Source organism: Ferrovibrio sp. (assembly GCF_019636075.1).
In the GTDB taxonomy this organism is placed as follows: Bacteria; Pseudomonadota; Alphaproteobacteria; order Ferrovibrionales; family Ferrovibrionaceae; genus Ferrovibrio.
Map to the genome: position 1 here is coordinate 36,276 of NZ_JAHBYG010000019.1, position 22,827 is coordinate 59,102.

Annotated in this window: 24 protein-coding genes; 11 read left to right on the forward strand and 13 right to left on the reverse strand. The window is 61.8% G+C overall.

The features are described 5' to 3' along the window. Positions 1 to 52: 52 nt before the first annotated feature. A complete protein-coding gene (locus tag KF827_RS09945) occupies positions 53 to 505 on the forward strand; it encodes a tellurite resistance TerB family protein (RefSeq protein WP_291004295.1) in 453 nt (150 codons plus the stop codon). Here KF827_RS09945 and KF827_RS09950 read toward each other — a convergent pair. After that, positions 483 to 1,421 (reverse strand): diacylglycerol kinase family lipid kinase, encoded by a 939-nt coding sequence (locus KF827_RS09950; protein WP_291004298.1) that lies wholly within the window; start codon positions 1,419 to 1,421, stop codon positions 483 to 485. The genes KF827_RS09945 and KF827_RS09950 overlap by 23 nt on opposite strands. A gap of 327 nt (positions 1,422 to 1,748) precedes the next feature. On the opposite strand from KF827_RS09950, the gene rplU reads away from it, so the two are divergent. The 6 genes from rplU (at position 1,749) to KF827_RS09980 (ending at position 6,560) form a co-directional block, all read left to right on the forward strand. Next, positions 1,749 to 2,060 (forward strand): 50S ribosomal protein L21, encoded by a 312-nt coding sequence (gene rplU, locus KF827_RS09955; RefSeq protein WP_291004301.1) that lies wholly within the window; start codon positions 1,749 to 1,751, stop codon positions 2,058 to 2,060. A 29-nt stretch (positions 2,061 to 2,089) separates the two neighbouring features. After that, positions 2,090 to 2,350 carry a 50S ribosomal protein L27 gene (gene rpmA / locus KF827_RS09960; protein WP_291004304.1) on the forward strand — a complete coding sequence of 87 codons (261 nt, stop codon included), beginning with the start codon at positions 2,090 to 2,092 and terminating at the stop codon, positions 2,348 to 2,350. 103 nt (positions 2,351 to 2,453) lie between these two features. Continuing rightward, positions 2,454 to 3,473 carry a GTPase ObgE gene (gene obgE, locus KF827_RS09965; protein WP_291004307.1) on the forward strand — a complete coding sequence of 340 codons (1,020 nt, stop codon included), beginning with the start codon at positions 2,454 to 2,456 and terminating at the stop codon, positions 3,471 to 3,473. Then, positions 3,470 to 4,612, forward strand: coding sequence for a glutamate 5-kinase (gene proB / locus KF827_RS09970; RefSeq protein WP_291004309.1), 1,143 nt, complete (start codon positions 3,470 to 3,472; stop codon positions 4,610 to 4,612). Before obgE ends, proB begins: the two co-directional genes overlap by 4 nt. Then, a complete protein-coding gene (locus KF827_RS09975; RefSeq protein ID WP_291004311.1) occupies positions 4,609 to 5,901 on the forward strand; it encodes a glutamate-5-semialdehyde dehydrogenase in 1,293 nt (430 codons plus the stop codon). Before proB ends, KF827_RS09975 begins: the two co-directional genes overlap by 4 nt. Further along, complete coding sequence (locus KF827_RS09980; protein WP_291004313.1) at positions 5,898 to 6,560, forward strand: nicotinate-nucleotide adenylyltransferase; 663 nt, start codon at positions 5,898 to 5,900, stop codon at positions 6,558 to 6,560. The genes KF827_RS09975 and KF827_RS09980 overlap by 4 nt, the downstream gene beginning before the upstream one ends. Here the strand turns inward: KF827_RS09980 and KF827_RS09985 are convergent. The 10 genes from KF827_RS09985 to KF827_RS10030 all read right to left on the reverse strand — a co-directional run bounded on the left by KF827_RS09985 (position 6,503) and on the right by KF827_RS10030 (position 15,545). Continuing rightward, positions 6,503 to 6,790 carry a helix-turn-helix domain-containing protein gene (locus tag KF827_RS09985; RefSeq protein ID WP_291004316.1) on the reverse strand — a complete coding sequence of 96 codons (288 nt, stop codon included), beginning with the start codon at positions 6,788 to 6,790 and terminating at the stop codon, positions 6,503 to 6,505. The two genes, KF827_RS09980 and KF827_RS09985, sit on opposite strands and share 58 nt — an antisense overlap. Beyond that, positions 6,787 to 7,065 carry a type II toxin-antitoxin system RelE/ParE family toxin gene (locus KF827_RS09990; RefSeq protein ID WP_291004319.1) on the reverse strand — a complete coding sequence of 93 codons (279 nt, stop codon included), beginning with the start codon at positions 7,063 to 7,065 and terminating at the stop codon, positions 6,787 to 6,789. The genes KF827_RS09985 and KF827_RS09990 overlap by 4 nt, the downstream gene beginning before the upstream one ends. A gap of 134 nt (positions 7,066 to 7,199) precedes the next feature. Further along, complete coding sequence (locus KF827_RS09995) at positions 7,200 to 8,447, reverse strand: class I SAM-dependent methyltransferase (protein ID WP_291004322.1); 1,248 nt, start codon at positions 8,445 to 8,447, stop codon at positions 7,200 to 7,202. After that, a complete protein-coding gene (locus tag KF827_RS10000; protein WP_367273134.1) occupies positions 8,448 to 9,425 on the reverse strand; it encodes an NADPH:quinone oxidoreductase family protein in 978 nt (325 codons plus the stop codon). A 146-nt stretch (positions 9,426 to 9,571) separates the two neighbouring features. Further along, entirely contained in the window at positions 9,572 to 10,114 is a 543-nt protein-coding gene (infC, locus tag KF827_RS10005; protein WP_291004385.1) for a translation initiation factor IF-3, read from the reverse strand. Positions 10,115 to 10,178: 64 nt separating this feature from the next. Beyond that, the gene (gene thrS, locus KF827_RS10010; RefSeq protein WP_291004328.1) at positions 10,179 to 12,164 is read right to left on the reverse strand and encodes a threonine--tRNA ligase; all 1,986 of its coding nucleotides are present in this window, start codon (positions 12,162 to 12,164) and stop codon (positions 10,179 to 10,181) included. Positions 12,165 to 12,275: 111 nt separating this feature from the next. Then, positions 12,276 to 12,449, reverse strand: a complete 174-nt coding sequence (locus KF827_RS10015) for a hypothetical protein (RefSeq protein WP_291004331.1) — start codon at positions 12,447 to 12,449, stop codon at positions 12,276 to 12,278. Positions 12,450 to 12,452: 3 nt separating this feature from the next. Then, positions 12,453 to 13,079, reverse strand: a complete 627-nt coding sequence (locus KF827_RS10020; RefSeq protein ID WP_291004335.1) for an NYN domain-containing protein — start codon at positions 13,077 to 13,079, stop codon at positions 12,453 to 12,455. Positions 13,080 to 13,341: 262 nt separating this feature from the next. Next, the gene (locus tag KF827_RS10025) at positions 13,342 to 14,295 is read right to left on the reverse strand and encodes a glycosyltransferase family 9 protein (protein ID WP_291004338.1); all 954 of its coding nucleotides are present in this window, start codon (positions 14,293 to 14,295) and stop codon (positions 13,342 to 13,344) included. Beyond that, positions 14,295 to 15,545 (reverse strand): glycosyltransferase family 4 protein, encoded by a 1,251-nt coding sequence (locus KF827_RS10030; RefSeq protein ID WP_291004341.1) that lies wholly within the window; start codon positions 15,543 to 15,545, stop codon positions 14,295 to 14,297. The genes KF827_RS10025 and KF827_RS10030 overlap by 1 nt, the downstream gene beginning before the upstream one ends. 103 nt (positions 15,546 to 15,648) lie before the next feature. Between KF827_RS10030 and KF827_RS10035 the strand changes: the two genes are divergently transcribed. From KF827_RS10035 to KF827_RS10045, 3 genes are all read left to right on the forward strand, one after another. Continuing rightward, positions 15,649 to 16,413, forward strand: a complete 765-nt coding sequence (locus KF827_RS10035) for an alpha/beta hydrolase (RefSeq protein WP_291004344.1) — start codon at positions 15,649 to 15,651, stop codon at positions 16,411 to 16,413. 133 nt (positions 16,414 to 16,546) lie between these two features. Continuing rightward, on the forward strand, positions 16,547 to 17,578 hold the full coding sequence (locus tag KF827_RS10040) for an ATP-binding protein (protein WP_291004347.1): 1,032 nt from the start codon (positions 16,547 to 16,549) through the stop codon (positions 17,576 to 17,578). Between the two features lie 30 nt (positions 17,579 to 17,608). Then, positions 17,609 to 20,152 (forward strand): S8 family peptidase, encoded by a 2,544-nt coding sequence (locus KF827_RS10045; protein ID WP_291004350.1) that lies wholly within the window; start codon positions 17,609 to 17,611, stop codon positions 20,150 to 20,152. A 21-nt stretch (positions 20,153 to 20,173) separates the two neighbouring features. Here KF827_RS10045 and KF827_RS10050 read toward each other — a convergent pair whose 3' ends face one another. Next, positions 20,174 to 21,061, reverse strand: a complete 888-nt coding sequence (locus tag KF827_RS10050) for an SDR family oxidoreductase (RefSeq protein WP_291004353.1) — start codon at positions 21,059 to 21,061, stop codon at positions 20,174 to 20,176. A gap of 44 nt (positions 21,062 to 21,105) precedes the next feature. Between KF827_RS10050 and KF827_RS10055 the strand changes: the two genes are divergently transcribed. Beyond that, entirely contained in the window at positions 21,106 to 21,876 is a 771-nt protein-coding gene (locus KF827_RS10055) for a tetratricopeptide repeat protein (RefSeq protein ID WP_291004356.1), read from the forward strand. A 176-nt stretch (positions 21,877 to 22,052) separates the two neighbouring features. Here the strand turns inward: KF827_RS10055 and KF827_RS10060 are convergent, their stop codons facing one another. Next, positions 22,053 to 22,814 carry a GntR family transcriptional regulator gene (locus tag KF827_RS10060; protein ID WP_291004359.1) on the reverse strand — a complete coding sequence of 254 codons (762 nt, stop codon included), beginning with the start codon at positions 22,812 to 22,814 and terminating at the stop codon, positions 22,053 to 22,055. Between the last annotated feature and the right edge of the window lie 13 nt (positions 22,815 to 22,827).

A 22,827-nucleotide genomic window follows, 5' to 3' on the forward strand; every position in this document is an offset into this window, starting at 1 on the left:
CAGCCAGCCGCGCATACTTTCGGCAAAAGTGCCCTTTGCAGGAAATTGTAGCATGTCCACCATTTCGCCCCAGACCGCCCTGATCTACGCCATGGTGATTGCCGCCGTGGCCGATGAGAAGCTGAAGGATTCCGAGATCGAAGCGATCTCGTTCGCGGTGCGCAGCCTGCCGGCCTTTCGCGGCTACACGCTGGATGCCATGCGCACCGCCACCGGCGATTGCGTGGCCTTGCTGGATGATGAAGACGGCATCGAGGCCGCGCTTGGTTTGGTGAAGGAAGCCTTGCCGCCGGAACTCACCGAAACCGCCTATGCGCTGGCCTGCGATATCGTGGCGGTGGATGGCAATGCCGAGCAATCGGAATTGCGCTGGCTGGAAATGCTGCGCCATGAATTGAATGTGGAACGCCTGCATGCCGCCGCCATCGAACGCGGCGCCCGCGCCCGCTATCGCCGCTGGCCGAAAGATCTGCTGACAGGAATCAAGCCGGATAAATCAGCCTGAGCGGTTTTTCCGCCACCCAGGCAGACAAAGGCAGCCGCCCGGCGATATCGCCATCAGCCTGCACCGGGTCATCCGCCGGGCCTTCGATTTCCACCTGCCGGGCGCGCAGCAGCCGGATTTCCGGCAACCGCTGCAATTGGCCCAGCGGCAGCATGGCCATCGCCCGGGCAGCACCCCAGCGCCCCGGCTTGCCGAACAGACAGATCTGAAAATCCGGCGCGTCCAGCCGGGCATCGGGGCAACAGACAAAGCGCCCGCCATAGAAATGCCCCTTGGCGATCACGGCGGAGGCGCAGGATACAGCCTCGCCGCCATCCAGCCGCAGGCGGTATTCGTTTCCCTGCCAGCGCGCTAGCAACGCCAGGCTCTGCCAGACATAGGCCCCCTTGCCCAGCAGGCGTTTCAGCCGCAGCGGCAGATCGGCCACAACATGAGCATCGAAACCGACCCCGGCCATGATGGTGAAAAGCCGTTCTGGCTGGAGATTATTTCCCAAATAACCGGGATAAATTTCCCTTGCAGGCCCCTGCAAGACTGCTCGTAGAACCGCACTGGGCTGCAACGGCAGACCGATTTCGGCGGCCAGCACATTGGCGGTGCCGAGCGGAAAAATCCCCAAAGGCGCGGCATTTTCGGCTGGCAGGCCATTGGCCACTTCGCCGATCGTGCCATCGCCGCCAGCCGCCACCACGGCATCGTAACGCTCGGAAAGTCCTTCCGCGGCAAAGGCTTGGGCATCGCCACGCTTGGCCGTGGGGCGGAATTCCACCGCGCAGCCGGCCTCTTCCAGCAGGTCGAGATAAGCCTCCAGCCGGGCCCGTTTGCCCCGGCCACCCATATGAAAGCCGCTCATATTGAGGCCGGCCGTGGGATTATAGATCACCAGCAGCCGGCGGCGCCTCGAAATCCAGTCCATGGCGGCGGGATTAGCAGATTTCCAGCCCCCATGTGAGCGAAACTTCTATGACAGGGAGCCGCTGCCTTATGAAACCATCAGGCATTAACCTTTCACAACACCCCTCACCATGAAAGGTTATTCGGTTATCCTTTCATAACCTCTATCCTTATGAGAGGCATATGTGGGGCTGCTGAATCGCGGGACCGAGCCTTACGAGGCTTAACACCCCCGAATCCGGGGTTGACAGGCCCCCCGCCCCGACTATAGTGCGCCTCCTCGGAATTCAGGTGGCCGCCTGCCCCGGTAATCTTGGGTCGGCGCCGCCTTTTCATATGGAATACAGCGATGTTCGCAGTGATCAAGACCGGCGGTAAGCAATACAAAGTGGCAGCGGGCGACGTGCTCGAGGTCGAGCTGATCCCCGGCGAAGCCGGCTCGGTGGTGGAATTCGACAAGGTGCTGGCCGTAAGCGGCGACAAGGGCACCCAGATCGGCAAGCCCTATCTGACGGGCGCCAAGGTGAAGGCCGAAGTGGTGGGCCGCACCCGTGGCGAAAAGCTGATCGTGTTCAAGAAGCGCCGCCGGCAGAATTCGCGCCGCAAGAATGGCCATCGCCAGGATTACACGGCGATCAAGATCGTCGAGATCGCGGCCTGATCGCCGCGCATTAGGATTAGGAGAAGACTATGGCTCACAAGAAAGCTGGCGGTTCCTCCCGCAACGGCCGCGACTCTGAAAGCAAGCGCCTCGGCGTGAAGAAGTATGGCAGCGAGCAGGTGCTGGCTGGCAACATCATCGTGCGCCAGCGCGGCACCCGCGTGCATCCCGGCAAGAATGTGGGTATCGGCCGCGACCATACCCTGTTTGCGCTGACCGACGGCGTGGTGAAGTTCCACGACGGCAAGCGCAGCCGCAATTACGTTTCGGTGCTGCCGCCGGAGGCGTGACCTCGGCGCGCCTTCCCGAACATCCAAGACGAATTCAGGGGAATGGCGCAGGCCATTCCCCTTTTTGTTTTCTGTTTGCCTGTCAGCCTCCGTGTGACACCCGATGAAATTCCTGGATCAAGCCAAAGTCTATATCGAGAGCGGCCAGGGCGGCCCCGGCTCCATGAGCTTCCGCCGTGAGAAATTCATCGAATATGGCGGCCCCGATGGCGGCAATGGCGGCCGCGGCGGCAATGTGTGGGTTGAATGCGTGGATGGCCTCAACACGCTGATCGACTATCGCTATCAGCAGCATTTCCGCGCCCAGCGCGGCGGCCATGGCATGGGCCGCTCGCGCACCGGCGCCGATAGCCCCGATATCGTGCTGAAAGTGCCGCGCGGCACCGAGATTCTGGAAGAAGACAACGAAACCGTAATCGCCGACATGACCGAGCTGGGCCAGCGCGTGCTGCTGGCCAAGGGCGGCGATGGCGGTTTCGGCAACGAGCATTACAAAAGCGCCACCAACCGCGCGCCGCGCCGCGCCGATCCGGGCTGGCCCGGCGAGAATAAATGGATCTGGCTGCGGCTGAAGCTGATCGCCGATGCCGGGCTGGTGGGCCTGCCCAATGCCGGCAAGAGCACGTTCCTGAGCCGCGTCAGCCGCGCCCGGCCGAAGATCGCCGATTACCCCTTCACCACGCTGAAACCGCAGCTTGGCGTGGTATATGTGGATGAGCGCGAATTCGTGCTGGCCGATCTGCCCGGCCTGATCGAGGGCGCCTCGGAAGGCGCCGGCCTCGGCACGCGCTTTTTGGGCCATGTGGAACGCTGCGCGGTGATCCTGCATCTGCTGGATGGCACCGAGGCCGATCCGGTGAAGAACTGGCGCATGATCCGCAAGGAACTGAAAGCCTATGGCGCCGGCCTGGAAGACAAGCCCGAGATCATCGGCTTGAACAAAGCCGATGCGATCCCGCCCGATGAATTGAAGGCCAAGCTGCAAAAGCTGAAACGCGCCGCCAAGCGGCCGATCCATGTGCTATCGGGCGTGAGCGGCGAAGGCATCGAGGATGTGAAACGCGCGCTGCTGGAGCAGATTCAGGCGGCGCGTTTACAGCAGGGCGAAGATTCCGCGTCATGACCGACATCCTGAAGAAATCCCGCCGCGTGGTGGTGAAGGTGGGCTCCAGCCTGCTGGTGGATGGCGAGAAAGGCACGCTGCGGGCGCAATGGCTGCAGGCTTTGGTGGAAGATATCGCGGCGTTGCGCGAGCAGGGCAAGGATGTGCTGGTGGTGTCGTCCGGCGCCATCGCGCTGGGCCGCCGCGTGCTGGGCCTGCCGGGCAAGGCTTTGCGGCTGGAGGAAAGCCAGGCTGCCGCAGCCGCCGGGCAGATCAAGCTGTCTTCCGCCTGGGCCGAGGCCTTGGCGAAACACGATATAAAGACCGCGCAGATCCTGCTCACTCTGGGCGACACCGAGGAGCGCCGGCAATATCTGAATGCACGCGCGACGGTGAACACGCTATTGAAACTCGGCGTGGTGCCGGTGGTGAATGAAAACGACACCGTGGCCACCCAGGAAATCCGCTTCGGCGACAATGATCGCCTGGCCGCCCGCGTGGCGCAGATGATTTCCGGCGATTGCCTGATCCTGCTGTCTGATATCGACGGGCTTTACACCGCCGATCCCGGCGTGGACGCGGCTGCGAAATTCATTCCCGTGGTGAAAAGCATTACGCCCGAGATCGAGGCGATGGCAGGCGTGTCGCGCTCCGGCTTCGGGCGCGGCGGCATGATCACCAAGCTGCTGGCCGCCAAGATCGCGGTGAATGCCGGCTGCGCCATGGCGATTGCCAATGGCAAGAAACTGCATCCCATCGATGCGCTTGCTAAAGGCGGACCCAAGGCGGGGACATGGTTTACCGCCAAGGCCTCGCCGGCCACCGCGCGCAAGCAATGGATCGCAGGCCACCTGAATGCCCATGGCAGCATCCGCATCGATACCGGCGCCGCCGCCGCCCTGCTGCGCGGCCGTTCGCTGTTGCCGGCCGGCGTGCGCGAGGTGCAGGGCAGTTTCCAGCGCGGCGATGTGGTACGCGTGCTGAATGAGGCAGGCGATGAAATCGCTCAGGGCCTGTCGGCTTATTCCGATGAGGATGCCCGCCGCATCATCGGCCATAAATCCAATGAAATTACCGCCATCCTGGGCTACGCTGGGCGCGAGGAAATGATCCATCGCGACGATCTCGTGCTGCACCGGCAGGAGGAGATGCAGGAATGAACGCACCGTTGCAAATCACCGCACAGGCTTTGACGGACGAACAGGCCTTGATGAATGAAATGGGCGCCAAGGCGCGCCAGGCCGCGAGCCTGCTCGCCACGGCCTCCAGCCAGGCGAAGAATGCCGCATTGCTGATTGCCGCGCGTGAAATCCGCGGGCAGAAGGCGGCAATTCTCGCCGCCAATGCGCAGGATATGCAGGCCGCCAAGGATAAAGGCGTGACCGGCGCGCTGCTGGACCGCCTGCTGCTCAACGATGCGCGCATCGAAGCCATTGCCAAAGGGTTGGAAGAGGTGGCCGGCCTGCCCGATCCGGTGGGCGAGACCATGGCGGAATGGACGCGGCCCAATGGCCTGCGCATCCGCCGTGTGCGCACGCCCTTGGGCAGCATCGGCGTGATCTATGAAAGCCGCCCGAACGTAACCGCCGATGCCGGCGCACTGTGTTTGAAGGCCGGCAATGCCTGCATATTGCGCGGCGGTTCGGAAAGCCTGCAATCAAGCCGCGCCATCCATGCCTGCCTGGTGGATGGTTTGCGCGAAGCCGGCCTGCCGGACACCGCGATCCAGCTTGTGCCCACGGCCGACCGCGCCGTGGTGGGCGCCATGCTGGCTGCGGCGCAATGGCTGGATGTGATCGTACCGCGCGGCGGCAAGAGCCTGGTGGCGCGTGTGCAGGCGGAAAGCCGCGTGCCGGTTTTTGCGCATCTGGAAGGCAACAACCACGTTTATGTGGAAGCCTCTTCCGATCCTGCCATGGCGGAAGCCATTGTGCTGAATGCCAAGCTGCGCCGCACCGGCGTATGCGGTGCGGCCGAAACCCTGCTGGTGGAGCGCGCGGCAATCAACAGCCATCTGCCGCGCCTGCTGCGCGCCCTGCATGAGGCCGGCTGCGAGATTCGCGGCGATGCCGATGTGCAGAAACTGCTACCCGAAGCAAAACCCGCCAGCGAGGCCGATTGGCAGACCGAATATCTCGATGCCATCATCGCCGTGCGCGTGGTGGATGGGCTGGAAGCCGCCATCCAGCATATCGCCATGTATGGTTCGCATCACACCGATTGCATCGTCACCAATGACGAGGCCCATGCCGCCGCATTCATGCGCCGCCTGGACAGCGCCATCCTGTTGCATAACGCCTCCACGCAATTCGCCGATGGCGGCGAATTCGGCATGGGCGCCGAGATCGGCATCGCCACCGGCAAGATGCATGCCCGCGGCCCGGTTGGGGTGGAACAGCTCACCACCTTCAAATACCTGGTCTTCGGCAACGGCCAGACACGCCCTTGAAATATGACGCGCAGGCTTTTCCGCTGCCGCCCGGCTTTCATGGCCGGCTGCGGATCGGCCTGCTGGGCGGTTCGTTCAATCCAGCCCATGCGGCACATCGTGAAATCAGCCTGATCGCATTGCATCGCTTAAAGCTGGATGCCGTATGGTGGCTGGTCAGCCCGCAGAATCCGCTCAAGAGCGTTACGGGCATGGCGGCGTTATCGGCGCGCCTGCAAAGCGCCCGCGACATCTCCGCGCATCCGCGCATCATGCCTTGCACGTTTGAATCCGCCATCGGTACGCGCTATAGCGCCGACACCGCGCGCGCCTTGCGCAAGCTGTATCCGCGCATGCGGTTCGTCTGGCTGCTCGGCGCAGACAATCTGGCGCAGTTGCGCTATTGGAAGGATTGGCGCGGTTTCGCGGCCGCCATGCCGCTCTGCGTGCTCGACCGCCCGGGCTATACCGGCAAAGCCGCCGCAAGCCTTGCTGCCCATGCCTTGCAGCCGCATCGCCTGGCGATGAGCGACGCCGCCGCCCTGCCGGATCGCGCAGCACCAGCCTTGCTGCGCCTGCAATCCAAGCTCAACCCGCTGAGTGCCACGCTGATCCGGGCAGCTCAGCCAGCCAAGGCTTCGATTGCCGCCTTCGGGCGCCGTTCTATTACACGCAAATAAGCCGCCGTCGGCGCATCGGGCAATCGGCGGCCTTGCTCCCAGTTCTTCAGTGTCGCCAAAGGAATGCGAAAGGTTGTCGCGAAAGCCTGTTGCGACATTTTCAGCCGCCGCCGTATCGCCTTCACATCCGGCACTTCCACTTCATGCTCAACAACCTTGGCATTCTTGCCTTCCGCATGGCGGATGGCTTGTTTCAAAGCCGAGATCACCTCGCGCCCAACCTTGCTCATGGCTTGCTCCGCTTCTTACGTATGTGTTGTTTCAACACAGTCACCAAAGCACTCATCGCCTTCCGCTCATCGGGAGTCATGTCTGCCTTCTCCGATTTGCCATAAACGGTGAGCAGATAAATCGGCGCAGCACTATCATAATAGTAATAGATCACCCGGGCACCGCCACGCTTGCCCTTGCCATCAACGCCCCAGCGCAGCTTGCGCAATCCGCCAGTGCCAGGGATTTCATCGCCGCTCATCGGATTGCGGGCAATGAAATCGATAAAGGCCAATTTGGCCGTTTCACTCCATAGCTTTTGTGCACGCGCTGTGAAAGGCGGCAGCTCAGCGACGGTTACAGGCCGGTTTGGCATGGCCCATATTAGGCGTCAATGGCGCCCATGGCAAGTTTGATTCTTTGCAGCATTCACCCGCGCAGGAACAGCTTGTTGATGCCGGTGAGCAGCTTATGTACCGGCAAATACAGGGGCAGGAAATCATCCCAGCCGATCTGCATCTCGGCTGCGATCTGGCCCAGGCTGCGCCGGCCATCCATGCGGGCGACGATTTCGGGCGCGCCCACGCCGTTCACACGGGGCGGGGTTTTGAACACCAGCCGTTCAGCAGGAAAATTGATCGCCAATTCGCCGCGCTTATCCAGCGTGGTTGCCAAGGCGGCCGGCGGCAATTCATGCAGATACGGGATCAGGTCGGGTGCGGGCCGGGCCACGGCCTCGCTCAGCCGCGCCTTCGGCACGGCATAGAAGGCATGCACCTTCAACGTCGATGAAATCCGCTCGGCCAGGGCGGCGCGCTCCAACGGCGAAAGCTGTGCGGCGCGAGCACGCAGTTCTTCATCCTTGATATAGCTGTCGGGATCGTAGCGGCAGGGCTCGATCCAGGCGCTGGCGGCAAGGCCGGCGCGTTCCAGCAGAAAGCCGATCTGCATCACGCTATAGGCGCGATCACGGGCATGCAGCAGCAGATCGAACAGCCCGGCATCGGATGCCTTGTGGTCGCCCACCACGGGATTGCGCAGCAAGGCATTGCTAGCCGGCAGATCCGCCAGCAGCTTTTTCGCCAGCATTACCTGTTCGGGGATCGGAATGTCGTGCGGGATCAATTGCCGCAAGGCGGCCTGCATGGGATAGACGCCGACGCGGCCATGGATGCCATACAGCATCAGGCCCAAACCGCCGCCTTCCGCCAGTTGCGCGCTGAGCGCCTGCAAACCGGCGGCGGGATCATCCAGATGATGCAGCACGCCGCAGGCCTCGATGTAATCGTAAGGCCCCAGCGCCAGCGTTGCGATATCCAGCAGCGAGCCGGTGAGGAAACGGATATTCGTCAGGCCGCGCGCCTTGGCGCGGCTTTCCGCTATCCCGCGCGCCGCCGCCGAAAGATCGAGATACACCACCTCATGCGCGCCGGGTGTCTGCGCCAGCAACGCGGCCAACTGGATCGTGCCATCGCCGGTGCCGCCGCCGGCCACCAGGGCGCGGAAAGGTTTGGAAAAATCCCGCCGTCCGCCGAAAACGTAATGATTGAGTTCGGGCAGGAAACTCGGGCTGCCGGTGATCAGGCGCTTGGCTTCATCCGCCGGATCGCGCGGCGGATAGGGCAATGCCTCGTATTGCCCAATGACCTGCGCCGTGACCTGCGCATCGCTGCTCAATCAGGCCACCTGAATGACCACCTTGCCAGTGGTCTTGCGGCTGAGCAAAGCCTGCATGGCCTGCGGCACCTGAGCCAGCGGGAACATGGCCGACACATGCGGCTTCAGCTTGCCCTGCTCGAACAGGCTGAACAATGCAGCGAAATTGGCGCGGTTCTTCTGCGGTTCGCGCGCGGCGAAAGCGCCCCAGAACACACCCACGATGGAGCAGCCCTTGATCAGCGCCATATTGGCCGGCGCTTCGGGAATGCGGCCAGAGGCGAAACCGACCACCAGCAGGCGGCCATCCCAATTGATGCAGCGCAAGGATTGATCGAAGGCATCGCCGCCCACCGGATCGTAAATCACATCGGCGCCATTGCCGCCGGTGAGTTCCTTCACCCGGTCCTTGATGCTTTCGGTGCTGTAATTGATCACATGCTTGGCGCCGTATTGCTTCACGATGGCGGCCTTGTCGTCGGACCCCACGGTGCCGATCACGGTGGCGCCCATCGCCACGCCGAGTTCCACGGCATTAAGGCCCACGCCGCCGGCGGCGCCATGCACCAGCAGCACTTCGCCGGGCTTCAGCCGGCCACGATCCTGCAAGGCATGGATCGTGGTGCCATAGGTGATCGGAAAGCCGGCCGCGATCTCGAAGCTCATGCTGTCGGGAATCTTGAACACATTGGCCGCATTGGTCACCACCGCCTGGGCGAAGGCGCCATTCACCAGCGTGGCCAGCACGCGGTCGCCGGGCTTGAAGTCGCGCACCTTCGCACCCACGGCTTCCACTACGCCGCCGCATTCCATGCCGGGCGCGAAGGGGAAGGCCGGCTTCACCTGATATTTGCCGGCGATGATCAATGTATCGGGAAAATTCAGCCCGGCGGCATGCACGCGGATACGCACATCGCGCTCGCCCAGCGCCGGCAGGGCCAGATCTTCCAGCACCAGGCTGTCCGGTCCGCCCCAGGCCTTGGCCACCATCGCCTTCACACTGTCGGTCATCCGCTGTCTCCCTGTTTCTTAAAAACATGGCCGGCGCGCTATAAACCGGGCCGGCCATGTCGTTGTTTGTTTATGCTGGCGAGATCACCGCCCGCCGAAAACGTATTTCGGCGAGATGACCAGCCCGCCGAAATTTATTTCGGCGAGATAACCATCGTCATCTGGCGGCCTTCCATCTTCGGCGTCTGCTCCACCTTGGCCTTTTCCACCAGATCGTCGCGCACGCGGTCCAGCACCTTCATGCCGAGTTCCTGGTGCGCCATCTCGCGGCCACGGAAGCGCAGGGTAACCTTCACCTTGTCGCCTTCTTCGAGGAAGCGCAGCATCGCCTTCATCTTCACGTCATAATCATGCGTGTCGATGCCGGGGCGCATCTTGATCTCCTTGATCTCGATGACCTTCTGCTTCTTGCGCGCTTCGGCGGCCTTCTTCTGGGCTTCGTATTTATACTTGCCGTAATCGAGGATTTTGGCGACCGGGGGATCCGCGTTGGGCGATATCTCGCACAGATCGAGGCCGGCTTCTTCGGCCAGGCGCAGGGCTTCGCGGATGGAAACAACGCCACGGTTCTCGCCGGCGGCGTCGATCAGACGGACATTGGGAACGTCGATCTCGAAATTCACCCGGGGGCCGTCGGTCTTGGGCGGCGGTGCGGGCTGGAAAGGTGGGCGGGCTATGGCGGACTCCTGTCGATGTTGACGATATAAGTCGATGTTGACGATATAAAATGCAATGGCGAGGTCAGGCCCGGCTGGGCATTTTTGCCTCAGCGGCCAATCTAGCGAGTGCATCGGCCAGCGCAAGCGTCTCCTGGGCTTCCACACCCAGGCGGCGCAAAGTGATGCTACCTTGTTCAGCCTCTTTTTTGCCCACGATGGCCAGAACCGGCACCTTGGCCAGGCTGTGTTCGCGGATCTTGTAGTTGATCTTTTCGTTGCGCAGATCGGTGGTCACGCGCAGGCCGGCGGCTTCCAGCTGGTCGGCCACCGATTGGGCATAGCCATCGGCATCCGACACGATGGGCGCCACCACCACCTGCAACGGCGCCAGCCAGAGCGGCAGCTTGCCGGCATAATGTTCCAGCAGGATGCCGATAAAGCGCTCGAAACTGCCCAGGATGGCGCGGTGCAGCATCACAGGGCGGTGGCGGGCGCCATCGGCTCCCACATATTCCGCGCCCAGCCGCTCGGGCAGCACGAAATCCACCTGCAGGGTGCCGCATTGCCAATCGCGGCCGATCGTGTCGCGCAGCACGAATTCCAGTTTCGGGCCGTAGAAGGCGCCTTCGCCGGGATTGAGGGTGTATTCCAGGCCCACGGCATCGCAGGCTTCCTTCAACGCGCCTTCCGCCTTGTCCCAGATCTCGTCAGACCCGGCGCGGGTGGCCGGGCGGTCGGAGAATTTCACCCGCACATCGGTGAAACCCAGATCCTTGTAGATGCTTTGCAGCAGCGAGCAGAAGGCCTGGCTTTCCGAAATGATCTGATCTTCGGTGCAGAAGATATGCGCATCGTCCTGGGTGAAATTGCGCACCCGCATGATGCCATGCAGCGCGCCGCCCGGCTCGAAGCGGTGGCAGGAGCCGAATTCCGCCATACGCAGCGGCAGGTCGCGGTAGCTCTTGAGGCCCTGGTTGAAAATCTGCACATGGCAGGGGCAGTTCATCGGCTTCAGCGCGAAGATGCGTTCGCTGTCATCGGCGGCGTAATCGCGGATGCCCTCTTCGTTTTCCGCGATATACATGTTCTGGCGGAATTTCTCCCAATGGCCAGACGCCTCCCACAGCTTGCGGTCCACCAATTGCGGGGTTTTCACTTCCACATAGCGCGCAGCTTCCAGGCGCTCGCGCATGAAGCGTTCGAGGCTGCGATACAGCGTCCAGCCCAGCGGATGCCAGAACACCATGCCGGCGGCTTCTTCCTGCTGATGGAACAGGCCCATCTCGCGGCCCAGCCGACGGTGATCGCGCTTTTCGGCTTCTTCCAGCCGCTGCAGATGCGCCGCCAGTTCCTTCGGGTCGCGCCAGGCGGTGGCGTAAACGCGCTGCAATTGGCGGTTCTTGGCATCGCCGCGCCAATAGGCGCCCGATACTTTCATGATCTTGAAGGCCACCGGCAGCTTGCCGGTGGACGGCATATGCGGACCCATGCAGAGATCCAGCCAGCCATCGCCCTGGCGATAGACCGAAATCGCCTCGCCGCGCTTGGCGATTTCCGCCACCCATTCGGCCTTGTAGGTCTCGCCGATGGATTTGAAGTAATCCACCGCCTTGTCGGCCGGCCATTCCTCGCGCTTGATCGGCAGGTCGCGCTTCACGATCTCGGCCATGCGCTGTTCGATGGCGGCGAAATCTTCCGGCGTGAACGGCTGGTCGCGCACGAAATCGTAATAGAAGCCGTCGTCGGTGGCGGGGCCGAAGGTGATCTGCGTGCCGGGGAACAGCTCCTGCACCGCCTGCGCCATCACATGGGCGCCATCATGGCGGATCAGCTCCAGCAGCTCGGCTTCGTTCTTGTCCTTCAGCGTGACGATCTCGAACCGCGCATCGCCGGTCAGCTTGGTCGAGAGATCGCGCAGCTTGCCATCCAGCCGGATCGCCAGCGCGGCCTTGGCCAGGCCGGGGCCGATCGCGGCCGCCACATCGGCGCCGGTGCTGCCAGCCGGGCAAGTGCGCTGGCTGCCATCGGGCAGCGTCAGGCGAATCTCGGCGGGGGCGGCGGCAGACATCGGCATAACCTTTTGGATTTCAAATCGGATAGGGGACAGGCGGCGGCAAACAGGGGGCAGAGACTAGCCCTAGACCGGCCCCTGTCAAGGCAGCGGGCGGGGAAACGGCGGCTATTGCCGATCAGAAAGACCGCTCCGGCCAATGACGGGCGCTTCCGGTTGTAGCAGCGCCGCACAGGGAGACCCGTCCCGCAATATCAGCACCACGTCGCCGCTGCGCGATACATACTCCACCCATTCCTCGGCGTCTTCGGCAAAGCTTTCACGATCTATACGCAGCATCATGGCCTACCAGCCTTGCGGCTTTTCTATCAATTTGCCTTGGACTCCCTGCAAACGGGCCGGAAATTGCGCTGCCGCCAGGTCGGCTTGAGAGATATGGCGCACAAAACCCGCCGCTGCAGCCATATCACGATTGGCCTGCCTGCCATCCAGCCAGATCAGGCCAACAGGCTTCGTCAGTTCCTTGCACACCAGGCGGATCGGCTCGATCAGGTCAGTATCCTGCGACAAGACCAGAGCCACATCGAAACGCCCGCGCCAAGCATCATGCAGCAGGTGAACCGCCAAATTCACGTCCGACCCTTTTTCCTCGGTATCAAGGATTTCCACGAAGCTCCTTGGATCAGCCGCCAGGGGGCGTTTCTTGGTCTTGGTCAGAAACCGGCCGAGATGAATATCCAGGTTGGGCAGGGTACGCAGGGCGCTGAAATAAACCTGCTGATTGCGCGGCGCATCCTGATCGCCGGCCCGCGAACTCACCCGGGCGGAAAAATACCGCAATCCCTCAACGGTATCTTCCGGGCGCAAAAGCCGCTGCGCCAAATGCAACGGGTTGAGCCAACGATACGGCGTACCCTTCAAGGCACGGTAGTAAAGATTGAAGCCATCGATATAGACGCAAACCCTGCCCATGGTGGGCCTAAAAACGACAAAGGCCACGAATGCCGAAACATTCGCAGCCTTTGAGCCGGCAGCACGCTGCCAGCGGGTATGTCGTCATATTATAGGGTTCGCTTGATTTGTCAATTATTTGGCTTGACTCTTGCCCCATTTGGAGTCCTCTGGGCGATTCTTATGAGTAAATATTTGTATTTATTATCGTTCTTTCCGAATCAAATATCAATAAAAATACGCTTTAAATTGGTGCGAGTGTATTGTTCTTCACTTAAAGCGGTTACAAATCCCGCAGCAGGGCCAGGCCCGAGAGCACTTCCTCCACGCTCACATCGGCCAGATGGGAGGAGCGGATCACCCGCACCTGCTCGCCGCGCGGGGCGCACAGCACGGGGTCGGAGGCGGCCGAGAACAGCACCAGGCAGGGCGCACCGGCCACCGCGAACAGATGCATCGGCCCGGTATCGTTGCCCACCGCCACCCGGGCATGGCGGGCCAGCGCGGCCAGGTCGAAAAACCCGGTGCGGCCGCCCAGATTCATCGCCTTGGGGGCCTGGGCCTGGATGCTGGCGAGCAATTCGGTTTCGGCATTGGCGCCGATCAGCACCGGCTGGATGCCATCGGCGGCCAGGGCGCGGGCCAGGGTGGCATAGCGGTCCGCCGGCCAGCGCTTTTCCGGCCGATGCGCCGAGCCGCCCGGCACCAGCAGGGCGAAGCGCGGTTCCAGCTTGAAACGGCCGATATCGGCATCCGCCCAGCTCAGGTCGGGCGGCGGCACCCGGCTGATTCCGGCCATGCGCAGTTGCTCGGCCTGGCGATCCAGCGTGTGCATGAAATTGCGCCGCACATTGCCATGGGGGTGCGAGATTTTCCCGCCCAGCCCCGAGGCGATACCCGACCATTCCGGCTTCGGCGCCGGCAGCAGATGGAAATAGCGGCTGGACCGGCCGGAGGTCTGCAAATCGTAAACCCGGGTGAACCGCCCGGATTTCAGCTTGGCGCGCAGGGCCAGCCAGGAAGAGGGATTCCATTTCGGCCGGCTGTCGATCCACACATCGTCCACATAGCCGGATCTGCGGCCCAGCTCGGCATAGGGTGCGGTGGTGAGCAGGGTGATATGGGCACGCGGATGCGCCTCGCGGATCGCCTGCATCGGGCCCAAAGCCTGCACGAAATCGCCCAAAGCCCCATGCTTGATCACCAGCAGGCGTTCAGGCTCGCCATGCGCCGGCATTATGGCGCCGCTCCCTGGCCAGGATTTTCAATCTTGGCGCTGTCCGGGGGAAACAGCAGATCGGTGTATACTTTCAGCGTGGCGTCGGTCATCGCATCCACGGTGAAATGCGCCAGCACATTGGCCCGCGCCGCCGCGTCCATGGCCGCGCGCCGTTCCGGCGACAGGCCGATCGCCTCGTTCAACGCCTGGGCCAGGGCAGCGGCGTTGTTGGGCGGCACCAGCCAGCCGGTCTGGCCCGGCAGCACGGTTTCCCGCGCACCGCCATGATCGGTGGCCACCACCGGGCGGCCCATCGCCTGGGCTTCCGCCGCCACCCGGCCGAAGCCTTCCGGCTCGGTGGAGGCAGACACCACGGTATCGGCCAGCATCATGGCGGCGGCCATGTCGCGGCAATCGCCGGGCAGCCGCAGGCTGCCTTCCAGGCCCAGATTGGCGGCCAGCTTGTAGAGTTCGTCGCGATAATTTTCGCGGCCCTGGTGGCTGCCCACCACCACGCCGATGAAATCCTTGGCGCCGCGCAGCCGGGCCAGCTCGGCCAGGGCACGCAGGAAAACCGTATGGCCCTTCCAGCGCGCCAACCGGCCCGGCAGCAGGATCACCGGCAGGCCATCGACCAGGCGCCAGGCATTCGATAACAGTGTTATGCGCTCCGGACTGACCCGCGCCGGATCGAACTTGGTAAGGTCCACGCCGCGCGGAATCACGGTCAGCCGCGCCCAGGGCACGCCGAAACGGGCATGAGCATGTTCGGCCACGAATTGCGAAATCGCGATCACCCGGTCGCCGCGCGCCATCTGGCTGGCCCAGAGTTTCTTGAACCAGCCATCGGCCTTGTAGGCATTATGAAACGTGGTGACGAAGGGCAGGCTGCAGCGCCGGGCGGCGGCGCGGGCCGACCAGGCCGGGGCGCGGCTGCGGACATGCACCAGGTCCACCGGCAATTCCCGGATCAGGGCTTCCAGCCGATCGATATTGCTGCGCATCTTGAAGGGATTCTTGGTGGCCAGCGGCAGGGTGAAATGCTGCGCGCCGGCCCGTTCCAGCTCGCGCACCATCGCCCCGCCCTCGGAGGCCACATAGGATTTCCAGCCCGCCTGCACCAGGGCGCGCGCCATATCCACCGTGCCGCGCTCCACCCCGCCGGTCGCCAGGGCCGGCAGCACTTGCAGCACGGCGGGCGGCCGGCCGACCTGCGCCGGGATGGGCGCGGCGGCGGATTCAAAGATATGGGCTTGGCTGTCGGACATATAAGCCGGAGTAACGTTCAAGCGAAAAACAGGGGAAGCCGCCCCCACTATAGCAAACCCCCCATTGTTGCAAGATACCCAGGCTGTTAAGACTTTCGCCGCCATGACCGAAATAGCGCATCTGCCGCAACCTGCCGGCTATACCATCGCCTATTGCCACACGCCGGCCAACGGCCCAACGCCGTTGCCCGGCATCGTCTTCTGCGGCGGGTTCCGCTCGGATATGACCGGCACCAAGGCCATCGCGCTGGAACAGGCGGCCCTGGCGACCGGGCGCGGCTTCACCCGCTTCGATTATTTCGCCCATGGCGCTTCGCCCGGGGATTTCGCCCAAGGCAGCATCGGCCGCTGGCTGGAGGATACGCTCGCCATTCTCGACCGCGTGACCCAGGGCGCGAACCAGGGCGCGCAGATCCTGGTCGGTTCCAGCATGGGCGGCTGGCTGGCGACGCTTGCGGCGCTCAAACGGCCCGAGCGCGTGGCCGGCCTGGTGCTGATCGCGCCGGCGCTGGATTTCACCGAAGACCTGCTGCTGGCAACACTCACCCCAGAACAGCGCGCGGCGCTGGAACGCGATGGCGTGTATCGTGAGCCCTCGCACTATTCCGAGCAGCCTTACGAATTCCACTGGCACTTGATCGCGGAGGGCCGCAAGCATCTGCTGCTGGACAAGCCTTTGGATCTGCCCTGCCCAGTGCGCATCCTGCAAGGCATGCAGGATCCCGATGTGCCCTGGCAGCATGCGCTGCGCATCGCGGAAAGCATCACGCAGCCGGATACGCGGCTCACGCTGCTGAAAGACGGCGACCACCGCCTGTCCCGCCCGCAGGATATCGATCTGCTGGTGGAGACGGTGTTGGGGATGTAGCGTTTTATTTGATGGCGGAAAGCGGTGGCGTTCTTCGCCCATTAAGATATGATTAAATGGATTAATGGTAGTTTGCGTGTATTGTGCTGCGCAACTAACTATAGCGTGGCTAAATCAAAGAAAGGAGGCGAACGTGTCTACCAAGCAAATTCTCGCCCTCCTTAACTCGCATATCGACGGGGATGAAGATCAACTTTTGTCGATTGCTTTACAAATTGCGGCGCAGGAAGCTCGCCAAGGCCGGGCCGATGAAGCCGAAAAGCTCAAACGCCTTGTTCAAAAGGCCCGCGATCAACGCCGTATTGGAAAGCCTGCCGGAGGCCAAACACCCATCCCGCTGGCTCGACCGCGAGGCGAATTACAAGGTCTTGTTGAAAGCGCTTATCCGAAAGTTACACTTTCAAGCATGGTGCTGTCAGATGACATCGCCAAGCGGCTCGGGCGGATCATTCGTCAGCAAGAGGAGCGCGCAACTCTACGCGAACACGGCCAAACCCCAGCAACTCATATGCTGCTTGTCGGACCGCCCGGGACAGGCAAAACGATGACTGCTTCGGCGCTTGCTGGGGAATTACACCTACCGCTCTTCACGGTGCGGCTCGAAGCTTTATTCAGCCGGTTCCTCGGCGAAACCGCAAGCAAAATGCGCCTTCTGTTCGACCAGATTGCGCAAACGCGCGGTGTTTACCTTCTCGATGAATTCGACGCGATCGGTGCGCGCCGCGGCGATCCAAACGATGTTGGCGAGATTCGTCGCGTGCTGAATTCTGTTTTAGCTTTTATGGAAGAGCCAAATTCGACTGACAGCCTTGTTTTGGCGGCGACTAATCATGTTGAGATTCTGGACGAAGCTTTGGCGCGACGCTTCGATGAGGTGATCGAATATACACTACCAGACACCACATCTGCGCGATCCATCATTGAACACCGCCTTGGCAAGTTCAAATTCAACACCAAGGCATGGTCTGCACTTGAGCCTGCAATTGACGGCCTCAGTCAAGGCGAATTGGTTCGGGCTGCAGATGCCGTGGTGAAGGATGCTATCCTAGAAGGCTCGGCAAAGGTTTCACCGGAGACACTGCGAGCCGCTTTGGAAAACCGGCAAACACTGAAGGATAAATTTCGTCGTCAATCCAAACGGTCGGCAGATATTATAAACGGATAATCTAAAATTCGAGAAACGAGCAAAAAAAATATGGCGGAACCAAATAATTTTGATACTAGAGATCGACCGCATATTTCCATTGACGCTTTTCGTGAGACTACAGATTATACCTTCCCACCACGCAATCAGAATCGCAAACCGCTTCGCGACGATTACGCCGCGCACGCCGCTCATCTTCTTAACCAACTCGCCGTAGCCCTCGGCGATGTTCCACAGCCAGCGAACGATACACGCCTCGCCATTCAAGACCTAAGATCCGGTACGATTGTTGAGATTACGACAGTACCACCAAGCGAGGACTCTCGCACCAAAGCGGCTAAAATTCCAACAACACTGGAATTTCCATCACAGGGCGTGGTGGTACTTCGTTCAGAGCGGAATGATGACAGGACTGAGAGTGCATTACTCTTCGTACCTGATGAGGCACGAATTTTCCTGGAAAGCAGGATTAGCGACTATGGGCGCGACCCCGGCAATAGACGACGCCCCGATATTGAACGATTCGAAATCGTTGAAACAATCCAGACAATTGACGCAAGATCATTATTTACTGGAGAAGTGGACTTAACCTCACCGGAAATCGTGTGGTGGGAGTTTTGGATTCGTCAACCTATTGCTTTGGCAGATCACTTAACAGCCGCAGCCCACAAAGCAAACATCGATGTCCACAATGACCGTCTGATTTTCCCTGACACGACTGTACTCTTCTTCCATGCAGCCGCTGCAACAATAGCGAAATTTGCATCACAAGTACCCGGTGCAATCGCCGAAATTCGACGCGCGACAGGAACTATCGAGCCTTTCCTTGATCGTGGAGAGGCTGGAATTGGTCAACACGAATGGATAGCGGATTTAGCTATGCGTGTCTCAGCTCCAGCCCAGGATACTCCTGTCGTCTGCACACTTGACACAGGTGTCGCCAGCGCTCATCCGCTGATTGCTCCAGGTCTGCGTGGTACATGGGCATACGATGCCGCCTGGGGTACCGACGATCACGCAGCCAATGGCGGACACGGTACGCCATTGGCTGGCTTGGTCCTTTACGGCGATCTCGAATCACTGATGAATGATAAACGCCCGGTTATGCTGACGCATGGCGTCGAATCCATGAAACTTTTACCTCCACTCGGCTTTCCACCAACCAAGCCACCTAGCTATGGCGTCGTCACACAAGGTGCTGTCAGCATGGTTGAGATCGAGCGTCCCGCCGTGCTTCGTAGCTTTTGTATCGCGGCATCCACAAGGGATTTTCCACCCAACCGTCCTTCGACATGGAGCGGCGCAATTGATCAGGCCGCCGCTGGCGCAATGCCTGGTGAAGCAGATGAGAAAATACAAGCTGCTAAGCGGACCAAGCGTTTAATTGCCGTCGCTACAGGTAACGTATCCGGTGGCAATGCGGTGGACGTTCTACCATCCCGGCCGCTGGAAGACCCCTCGCAAAGCTGGAACGCCCTGACTATCGGCGGCTTCACCCGCAAAGAACACCCCCCGGAACCGCCGCCTGTGTTCAGGGCCGTAGTGCCCGCAAACCACCGCAGCCCGTTCAGCTTAGGCTCACAATCTCTCCCCGATGATCTAACCCCTATCAAGCCCGAGGTATTGTTTGAGGCCGGCAACATGATGTCGGACGACACCGGCTTCTGTGGCTGGAACTCATCGGTATCACTTCTGTCGACCGGGTCAGATGTGACGGGCGAACCTTTAGTGCCATTCTTTGCAACCAGCGCCGCTGCCGCCATGGCTGGTCATTTCATCGGGCGATTGCAAGCAACCCTGCCGGGCCTTTGGCCTGAAACGCATCGCGCACTTACCGTAGACTCGGCTCGCTGGCCAGAACCTATCCGCAAGAAGTTCATCGGTCGAGGAGCACATTGGAAAGCAGGCTCGAAGGCAGAGAAGCAACAGCATCTGAGAGAATTTGGATACGGTGTTCCCGACATTGATCGCGCAATCTTATCTGCTCGGAACGACGCAACATTGGTCGCGCAGGCCGAGATTCAACCCTATGCAATTGCCGCAGATGAGCGTAGCGGTGTATTTAATGAGATGCATCTCTACAATTTACCCTGGCCAAAAACTGCGCTAGAAAACCTCGAAAATGAAATTGTCACGATGAAAGTCACACTCTCATATTTCATCGAGCCAAATTTGACTGGCAAAGCCGCCACCAGGCCGGATACCTATCGCTCTTTTGGTCTTCGCTTCGATATGAAGAAGCGCACAGAAACTGATGCCCACTTTCGCGGGCGGATTTCTGCCAGTCAATCGAGGGATGGTACGGAAACTGAGAGCGAGGCGAGTTATTGGCTGCTTGGACCGAAATCGATTCAAGCAGGCTCCCTCCATTGTGATCTCTGGCGTGGTCGCGCCATCGAACTAGCCGGACACAATGCTATTGCCGTTTTTCCAGTTGGTGGTTGGTGGAAATCACATATCGGACAAAAGCGCATGACCGATAAAGCGCGTTATGCGCTGGTCATTTCAATTTCTGCCCCTGGACAAGCCGTCGACCTCTACTCAGAAATCAGCACACTTGTGGAAGCAAAAAAAGTCGAAATTCCACTTGGTTAAGAGAGTTTCTATACGTCTGCCTCATAAATCCCGCAACAGCGCCGCCAGGCCGTCGCGATACGTGGGATAGCGCAAGCTTACGCCGAGCGCCTGCTTGATGCGGTCATTGGCCACGCGTTTGCTTTCCGAATAGAAGCTGAGCGCCATCGGGCTGAGGCCCGCCTGTTCTAGCGGCACTTCCGGCGGCGGTTCCATCCCGAGCAATGCGGCGGCATGGGCCACCACATCCTGCGGCGGGGCGGGTTCGTCATCGGCCAGGTTATAGGCTGCGCCGGGATCGGGCCGCGCCATGGAGGCCGCCAGCACGGCCGCCACATCCGCCACATGGATGCGGGAGAAAACCTGCCCCGGCTTCACCGCGCGATGCGCCTTGCCTTGGCGCAGGCTGACCAGCGCATTGCGCCCCGGGCCATAGATGCCGGCCAGCCGGAACAGATGCACCGGCAGGCCATGGCGGCGCCACAGGTCGAGCCAGCCGGCTTCCGCATCGGCGCGGCGCTGGCCGCGATCATGGCTGGGCGCGATGGCGGCCTGTTCATCCACCCAGTCGCCCTGGCGGTCGCCATACACGCCCGTGGTGGAGAGATAGCCCAGCCATTTCAGCCCGCCATGGCCTGCCAGCAAATCGCCGCATTGCCGCAGCACCGGGTCGCCGGCCTTGTCGGGCGGCCCGGCATTTGGCGGTATCGAAATCAGCACATGATCGGCGCTTTGCAGGATGTCCGGCTGCGGCAAGCGGCCGCCGCCATCGAATGGCTGCATCTCGATATCGGGATAAACCCGGTCCGCCGAACGGCTGGTGCCGGAAAACCGCCATTGCCCTGGCTGGTTGCGGCGCAATTCCGCGATCAAGGCTTGGGCGCTATAGCCGAGGCCGAAACAGAACAGGTGCTTTGCATTCTCCGCCATGCCCCGTCTTGCCAAGCCGGAGCGGCGCCGTCAATCTGCCGGCCATGTCGTATCGTGTTTTACTGCTGGCGGGCCTGCTGCTGCCGGCTAATCTTATAGCGCCTGCATTGCTGGCCCAGGGCCGCCCGGCGCCGGCCATCCAATCGCTGAATTACGAGGATTGCCTGGGCCTGGCCCGCACCAATCCGGAAGAGGGCTTCGCCCAGGCGCAAACCTGGCGCGCCACCGGCGGCGGCCTGCCGGCCAGCCATTGCGCCGCGCTGGCGCTGTTCCAGCTCGGCCATTACGGCGATGCCGCCGACAAGCTGGAATCCCTGCTGCCCGAGGCCGAACGCCAGGTGCCGCATCTGGTGCCCGATATCCTGTCGCAGGCCGCCAATGCCTGGCTGCTGGCCAATATCCCCGACCGCGCCCGCAAGCTGCTGGATCTTGCCATCCAGGCCCAGCCCAACCGGCTGGAATTGCGCCTCGACCGCGCCCAGGCCCTGGCCGAGCTGAACGATTATCCGGCCGCCCGGGCCGACCTGGATGTGGCGCTGAGCCTGGATCCCACCCGCGACGATGCCCTGGCCCTGCGCGCGGCCGCCCGCCGCCTTACCGGCGATCTGCCCGGCGCCCTGGAGGATGCCGAACTGGCCCTGGCGCTGAACCGCCGCAACGTGGAAGCCCTGCTGGAACGCGGCATCCTGCGCGCCCAGGCCGGCGACCGCGCGGCCGCACGGGCCGACCTGATCCAGGTGCGCATGATCCAGCCCGATGGTGCGGCGGCGGAAGCGGCGGCCAGGCAGATCGAAGCCATGGATGTGAAGCAGTAGCATTCCCTATCCGTCATGCCCGGACTGGTTCCGGGCATCCATCGTTAAGCAGCTTTGCTGCATCAGGCATGGACCACCGGAACACGTCCGGTGGTGACGGTTAAAGGGTGGAGCCATGCGGTTACACGCCGCTCTTTGCCGTTACACGCTCTTTGCGGTTACACGGCGTCCTATCGTTACACCGTGTCGATCAGGCGGAAGCTGCGGCTGTAAACCATCTCGCGCTGCTTGCCGAGGGATTGCAGCACCTCCTGCAAACGCGCGCGGCCCTGATAGATATGCTCCTCCATCATGCGCCGGGCGCGGGCCGGATCGCGGCGCAGCACGGCATCGAACACGATCTCGTGCATCTTCAGCGCATCGCGCACATAGGCCATGATCTCGTCGATATTGCTGGGCGTGGCCACGATGATGCGCGGCGAGGACAGCGGCACCGTGCCGGTCTGCTGGATCAGCGCGGTGAGCAGCGGGCTGTTGGCGGCGGTGAGAAACGCATCGTGGAAATCGCCGTTGAGATTGGACCAGGCTTCCACATCGGCATCGCTATAGTGCGGTTTCTGCAACAGCGCGGCGGTATCGGCGATGTTGCGTTCCAGCAGCGCCACGGCGGCGGCATCCAGCCCGCTCTGCGCCGCCATCTCGCAGGCCATGGCTTCCAGCCGGCCGCGGATATCCACTGCCGTGATGATCTCGCTGACCGAGAATCCGCGCACGGTGAAGCCGCGCTGCGGCGCATAGGTGAGCAGGCCTTCCTGGGCCAGCGCCTGCAACGCCAGCCGCACCGGCGTGCGCGATACATCCAGCTGCTTGGCCAGGTCCACTTCCAGCATCTTGGCATGGGGGGCGAAACGGCCCTCCATGATCATGCCGCGCAGCCGCAACAGCACGCGCTCGAATTGCGTGCTGGTATTGGGCGGTGCGGCCTGGCTCTCCGGCATGGTGCTATTGTCG